Origin of the sequence: Oscillatoria sp. FACHB-1406 (genome assembly GCF_014698145.1) — a bacterium.
Lineage (GTDB): Bacteria > Cyanobacteriota > Cyanobacteriia > Cyanobacteriales > Spirulinaceae > FACHB-1406.
In genome coordinates this window covers 84632-91237 of record NZ_JACJSM010000024.1, presented here as the reverse complement: position 1 = coordinate 91237, position 6606 = coordinate 84632, and the positions used below count along the sequence as shown (strand labels likewise).

Annotated in this window: 6 protein-coding genes; 3 read left to right on the top strand and 3 right to left on the bottom strand. The window is 45.8% G+C overall.

Features of this window, described 5'->3' with window-relative positions:
• Window positions 1-249 precede the first annotated feature (249 nt).
• Window positions 250-1683, top strand: a complete 1434-nt coding sequence (locus H6G50_RS19765) for a PEP-CTERM sorting domain-containing protein (protein ID WP_190720193.1) — start codon at window positions 250-252, stop codon at window positions 1681-1683.
• Window positions 1684-1844: 161 nt separating this feature from the next.
• On the opposite strand, the gene H6G50_RS19760 is transcribed toward H6G50_RS19765, so the two are convergent.
• Entirely contained in the window at window positions 1845-3062 is a 1218-nt protein-coding gene (locus H6G50_RS19760) for a methionine gamma-lyase family protein (RefSeq protein ID WP_190720190.1), read from the bottom strand.
• A gap of 107 nt (window positions 3063-3169) precedes the next feature.
• Here H6G50_RS19760 and H6G50_RS19755 point away from each other — a divergent pair, with 107 nt between their 5' ends.
• Both H6G50_RS19755 and H6G50_RS19750 read left to right on the top strand, forming a co-directional pair.
• Entirely contained in the window at window positions 3170-4003 is an 834-nt protein-coding gene (locus H6G50_RS19755; protein ID WP_190720188.1) for an acyl-CoA desaturase, read from the top strand.
• Window positions 4004-4156: 153 nt separating this feature from the next.
• Window positions 4157-5065 carry a site-2 protease family protein gene (locus tag H6G50_RS19750; RefSeq protein WP_190720184.1) on the top strand — a complete coding sequence of 303 codons (909 nt, stop codon included), beginning with the start codon at window positions 4157-4159 and terminating at the stop codon, window positions 5063-5065.
• Window positions 5066-5118: 53 nt separating this feature from the next.
• On the opposite strand, the gene H6G50_RS19745 is transcribed toward H6G50_RS19750, so the two are convergent.
• Both H6G50_RS19745 and H6G50_RS19740 read right to left on the bottom strand, forming a co-directional pair.
• A complete protein-coding gene (locus H6G50_RS19745) occupies window positions 5119-5718 on the bottom strand; it encodes a Uma2 family endonuclease (protein ID WP_190720181.1) in 600 nt (199 codons plus the stop codon).
• Between the two features lie 118 nt (window positions 5719-5836).
• Window positions 5837-6436, bottom strand: coding sequence for a Uma2 family endonuclease (locus H6G50_RS19740; protein WP_190720178.1), 600 nt, complete (start codon window positions 6434-6436; stop codon window positions 5837-5839).
• Between the last annotated feature and the right edge of the window lie 170 nt (window positions 6437-6606).

The following is a 6606-nucleotide window of genomic DNA, read 5'->3' as shown; positions in this document are numbered from 1 at the left end:
GTGTTCGCGAGCGGGATGAAGCAATTGTCGCGGCCTCAATCGCCGCCCAGAAAATTCAGCTAAATTCTCATTACTGACTTGACATTTAAGACAATCGCTACATCTGAAATATTCCCACCGCTTCCCATAAAGTTTTGTAACAAATTGCGCCCGTCTGCGTAAAAAAAAACAAAAAATAGCGAGTTCCTATCTAGGGAGAGGCTTCAATCTCCCTCAAAATTCGTTTGTGCCAGGGAAATTACCACCAATATGTCAAACCGCCAACTTGCCCTCGTCGCCCTCACCACCGCAACTCTCGCCTTCCACACTCCTGCTACCCTAGCCTACACGCTATTTCAGGATAGCCAAACTGCTGCGAACGGTAGCTACGAAAAAACTTGGATTAGTCCCGTTGATGCTAGCGTCAGCTTCAACACCCTCCTCAGCAACATGACGGGCAATTTAAACGCTTCTATCTGGATTGATGGAGCAAAAGTCAGCAGCAGCAATTACGAACTAACTAATCCTAATAATCCCGGCAAGCTCGAAATTTCTTCAACTCTCGATGTCAAAGTTGGCTCGAGAATTAGCTTTCGCGTTCAACCCCAAGGAACCTTTGATTTTAATGCCAAAATTGACTTATCTGAAAATTCGGGATTAATTTACATCGGCGAAAAAGATCGTCCTTTTTCTCATGTCGGTTTCAACTGGAACGGGCAGGTTTACGAATCGAGTGCGCCCTATACTTTAGGTCAATATTGGGATCTCGTTCAGAATAGATATCGCACCATTACTCACGATGATGGCGTACAACAACAGCATTCTTTTGGTTCTTTCGTTAGCAATCTCCTCAACTCTCCCTTTAGTACAGAAAAACGAGTTGAATACTTAAAAATCCCCGATTTCTGGGGCGATAACTATGCTGAAAAAATGAAGAGTTATATTGAAACTCAATTTAACAGCACATATGCTTATTCTGTGGGTTCTCCTGCTTTTTTAGACCCGTATCAACAAAAATGCTATTACGGACAATGTACGGGAGTGGGGTTGATCGAGCGAGCCTCTGAAGAAGCTTTCATTAACGACGGACAAGGCTTTATTCCCAGAAACCTAGAATTTATTGAATTCAATAATTCATTTATAGGCCCGAACTTAGATGCTACGCCTTGGGAATGTTTGATTACTTTTCCGATGACTCCCGAATGTAAAAAGTTTGCCGATCGCGGCACTGGCGGGACCGGAATTTCTGTCCTTTCTGCCCCTTTCCAACACTACTCGATTCCAAAACTCAATGCTGAATATAAAGATTGGTTACAAGGATGGTTTTATAATATCGATTTTATGCTGACCGATCCGCTAGGTAATAAATTGAGTTACCGCGATGGTGCTTGGACGCAAACGGGTGAGATTCCGGGTTTATTTTACACGGCGACAGGGAGCGATCGCCATTTCCTCATTCCTCAACGCTTGCAAGGTAATTACTCCTTAGAATTTTTCGGGAAGGGATTGTGTGAGGAAAACGCGATCGCAGTGATGGGCGATAAGAATGGCGGAACGCTAATATCGGGATGTAAAGATCCCGAAGCTCCTATACAGCCACCGACAGATCCCGGAAAATCTGTTCCCGAACCTTCAACTTTATTCGGGATTACTATGCTGAGTCTATTCGGAATTCAAAACCGCAAAAAAATTCGCAAATCTTAAAGAAGTCCTGTCGTAGTAGGCTGGCAAGCTTAATTTTAGGGGTAAAAATTTGTTCTCTACCATAAATACAAAAAAAGAAATTACCACCCATTTTAAGCTTGTCAATGTACTACGAAATATCAATGCTTTGGGAAATTTTTCAACTCTTATTTCAGTGCCGTTCACCCATTAATAAACGCTTCGAGCGCGATCGCGACGTGCGTCCAATGCGTTCCCCCCTGACAAAACCCAATATACGGTTCCCGCAGCGGCCCATCGGCGGAAAATTCAGAGGTGCTACCATCGATAAACGTTCCCCCAGCCATCACGAGTTCGCTCTCGTAACCGGGCATCGCCGCCGGAACGGGATCCAGATAAGATCCGACAGGAGAATGCTGTTGAACGCTGCGACAGAAGGCAATTAGCTTGTCGGGATCGCCGAAACGAATCGCTTGGATGACATCGCGGCGGGGTTCAAAAGGAAGGGGATTAACGGGGTAGCCGAGGCGATCGAAAACGTAGGCGGTTAAATGGTTGCCTTTCATCGCTTCACCCACCATCTGCGGCGCGAGAAATAATCCTTGAAACAGCAGGCGATTTTGCTCGAGAGTTGCGCCGCCGGAACTGCCTACGCCCGGGGCGGTGAGGCGACAGGCTGCGGCTTCTACATATTCGGCTTTCCCCGCCACGTAGCCCCCCGTCGGCGCGATCGTTCCCCCCGGATTTTTAATTAATGAACCGGCCATCAAATCGACACCTACCGCCGTTGGTTCCTGGGTTTCGATAAATTCGCCGTAGCAGTTATCGACGAAACAAACAGTATTCGGGTTTTGAGACTTGACAATTTTAACGATTTGTGAAATTTCTTCAAGGCTTAAACTATTACGCCAGGAATAGCCGCAGGAACGCTGAATCGAGACTAAACGAGTTTGGGGGCGAATGGCGGTCTCGAGCGCTTCCCAGTCGATCGCGCCTTCTGGGGTAAGCTCCAATTGGCGGTAAGTAATGCCGAAATCGCGCAGGGAACCCTGTCCCTCGCCGCGCAACCCAATCACTTCCTCGAGGGTATCGTAGGGCGCGCCCGCCACGGCGAGCATTTCATCGCCGGGACGGAGGATACCATACAGAGCGCAGGCGATCGCGTGCGTCCCAGAAACAAACTGAATCCGCACCGCCGCCGCTTCCGCCCCCATCACCTCCGCAAAAACTTTATCGAGCGTTTCGCGTCCGAGATCGTCGTGTCCGTAACCGCTAACCCCCGCAAAGTGATGCACCCCCAAACGATGATTCCGAAAGGCATCCAAGATTTTTTTAAGATTTTGCTTGACCCGAGCGTCAATACCAGAAAAAATCGGGGATAGTGCCTTCTCTGCTTCTACGAGCAAATCCAAGCGAGTCATTTTGAGAAAAGCGTTAAAATTTGAGATAGTTGTTGCATCTTAGATTCAAACTCGTGGGTTTGACTAGCACAAGACGGCAAAATTTAATTCGCATTTAAGGTTACTGAATGACTGTTGCTACTTCAAAAAAAGCTGATTTCGACTGGGTTACGATAGTTTATATGCTATTAATCCACGTTGCGGCACTATTCGCCCTCCTGCCCGGTAATTTTAGCTGGTCTGCCGTGGCGGTCGCTTTTATCCTGTACTGGATAACAGGAGGCTTGGGAATTACACTCGGTTTTCACCGCCTGCTGGCTCATCGCAGTTTTGAACTGCCGAAGGTATTCGAGTATTTCTTTGCATTCTGTGGAACGCTGGCTTGTCAGGGAGGCGTGATTGACTGGGTAGGATTGCATCGCATCCATCATAAATTCTCCGATACCGAACCCGATCCCCACGATTCTAATCGCGGTTTTTGGTGGAGTCATATGGGCTGGATGCTGCACCAAATCCCGGCTGACGAGAAGATTCCTCGCTACACCCAAGATATTAGCTCCGATCCCGTCTATCAGTTCCTACAAAATTGGTTCGTACCGATTCAAGTGGTTTTAGGGGTATTTCTCTATGCGCTTGGGGGTTGGCCGTTTGTGATTTGGGGAATTTTTGTTCGTCTAGTCGTTGTGTTTCATTGCACTTGGTTCGTTAACAGTGCAACTCACAAGTTTGGTTACAGTCGGTTTGAGTCCAAAGATAATTCAAAAAACTGCTGGTGGGTTGCGCTTCTCACGTTCGGGGAAGGTTGGCATAACAATCACCATGCCTATCAATATTCTGCCCGTCATGGTTTGACTTGGTGGGAAATCGATACGACTTGGATGACAATTCGGTTACTGCAAGCTCTCGGTTTGGCGAAAAATATAAAATTAATTCCCGCCGAAGCCATTTCTTCAAAGCAGTAGCGCTGACGAGTCGTTTTTTTCAATCCAGGAGCGTAGTTTGGCTATGCTCCTGGATTTTAGCGAATAGCCCCTTGTTTTTAATGCAAACACGAACTGACAAACGAGCGAGGATTGCTCGAAATTCCCCGTAAGTCTTTCCAGCTTTTTCTTAAAATGAAAGAAGGTAATCCCGATCGCGGGCAACACTCTCTCTACCGTCCCGGTTTCGCGATCGCGCTTTTATTAATTACCCTGCTAACTGCAACGATGGCTGGGGCAGAATTTGCCGGGTTGAAAAGCGAGCAATGGCAAGCTACTCCCCAATTGCTCGCGCGCGGACTTCCCTACAGTTTGGCGCTAATTGCCATCCTGGGACTGCGCGAACTCAGTCACTATTGGGTTGCCCTTCGCTACAAAATTCGGGTGACGTTGCCCTATTTCATTCCCATTCCTTTCTTTATCGGGACGCTGGGCGCTTTCGTTCAAATGCGATCGCCAGTTCCCCATCGCAAGGCATTATTTGATGTGGCGATTGTCGGCGCGATCGCTAGCTTGATTCTATCGGTTCCCCTATTCATTTGGGGACTATCCCTCTCTGAAGTCGTTCCCCTCTCCAAACCCAACAGTATTTTCAATTTTTCCGCTCTCGATCCGCGCTTTTCCTTATTAATGGGGGTTGCGAGCAAACTGGTATTAGGGAGCAAACTGACAGAAAATTTAGGAATTAATCTCCATCCTTTAGCGATCGCGGGCTATATTGGTTTAATTATTACGGTTTTGAACTTAATTCCCGTCGGTCAACTCGATGGCGGTCGTATCGTTCATGCCATGTTCGGACAGCGCCAAGCAATGCTCATCGGTCAAGTTTCGCGCTTGTTAATTTTATTGTTGGGCTTCCGACAACAGGAATTTTTAATTTGGGCGCTTATTCTTCTGTTTATGCCGCTCGCAGACGAACCCGCTCTCAACGATATTACCGAGTTGGATAACCGCCGCGATTTTTTGGGCTTGTTGGTGTTAGCTTTACTGATTGCGGTGCTACTTCCGCTTCCGGGCGCGATCGCGCGAGGATGGAATTTTTAAATCTTCTAATTTCTGAGCTTTGATAGGAGTTATAAATTGCGGTTTTCAGTTCCTTAAGAACTCGAACTTTCTTCGTCTGCTTGCACTTCAAAACTAACCCCTTCATACAACAGTTCGATCGCGCATTCAAATTTGATACTATCGATCGCGATTGCCTCTCCTGCTTCATAGGCGCAATACAACCACATCTTTCCCTCGCCGCGACGATAGATTTCCACGCTCATTGCTTCGGAATCGATAAGGACATATTCTTGCAAGCTGGGAATTTGGCGGTAGCATTGCAGTTTTTTCGTGCGATCGTAGTTGGCGGTACTGGGCGATAAAACTTCAACAATAACGGTGGGATTTTGGATGAAATCGCGCGCTTTTAGGTCATCGGCGTTACAAGTTACTACTAAATCGGGATAGAAATAACGATTTTTTTTGCCCGCTTTAACTTTCACATCGGAGACATTAACGCGGCAACCAAGTTCGCGTAAATGAGGTCGTAGGGCAGTATATAAATTCAGGTCAATATCATTATGAGGAATCGTGCCGCCCGTCATCGCGAGAATTTCCTCGTCAATGTATTCATAGCGCAGTTCTTGATGAACTTCCCATTCGAGATATTCTTCGGGAGTCATTCGCGGGTAATTTTGAAGATTGGCAATCATAGAATTTGATGGTTTTGGAAAAAACTGGTCTTTTTAAGAAAGAAAAAGATAAAGATTGAATGGCACTCACTTAACGCTCAATCCCGATCGAGATAAAGTAAGGTGTTTAAAACTTTTTCTACGAATTTTCGTCGTTTTCTTTCTTCCGATCTTCAAAACTTACTCCTTCATACAACAGTTCGATCGCGCATTCAAAATTAATGCTATCGATCGCGATTGCCTCTCCTGCTTCATAGGCGCAATAAAACCACATCTTTCCCTCGCCGCGACGATAGATTTCCACGCTCATTGCTTCGGAATCGATAAGGATGTACTCTTGCAAGCTGGGAATTTGGCGGTAGTATTGCAGTTTTTTCGTGCGATCGTAATTCGCGGTACTCACCGATAAAACTTCAACGATAACAGTTGGGTTTTGAACGCAGTCGCGCGCTTTTAAATCCTCAGCATTGCAAGTTACCACTAAATCGGGGTAAAAATAGCGATTTTTTGTACCGGCTTTCACCTTAACATCAGCCACATAAGCTTCGCATCCTCGTTGCCGCAAATGAGGTCTTAAAGCTGTATATAAATTGAGGTAGATTTTAGTATGCGGAATCGTTCCCCCCGTCATCGCGATAATTTCACCCTCAATGTATTCATGTCGGAGTTCCTGCTGCGACTCCCATTCCAAATACTCTTCCACTGTCATCTGGGGGTAGTAATTAAGATTAGAAATCATAATATCAAAGATTAGAAATAGCTAATATTATTTTAAATTATTTTTAGGGCTTATGTCAAGAAAAAACACTAATTTAAAACCATTTAAACAAAGCAACATTTGTTAAGTCTTAGTAATTTTCAGTTGCACAAAAAACGAAAAAATGGGGCGAGGATTGTTCGCTTCAATTC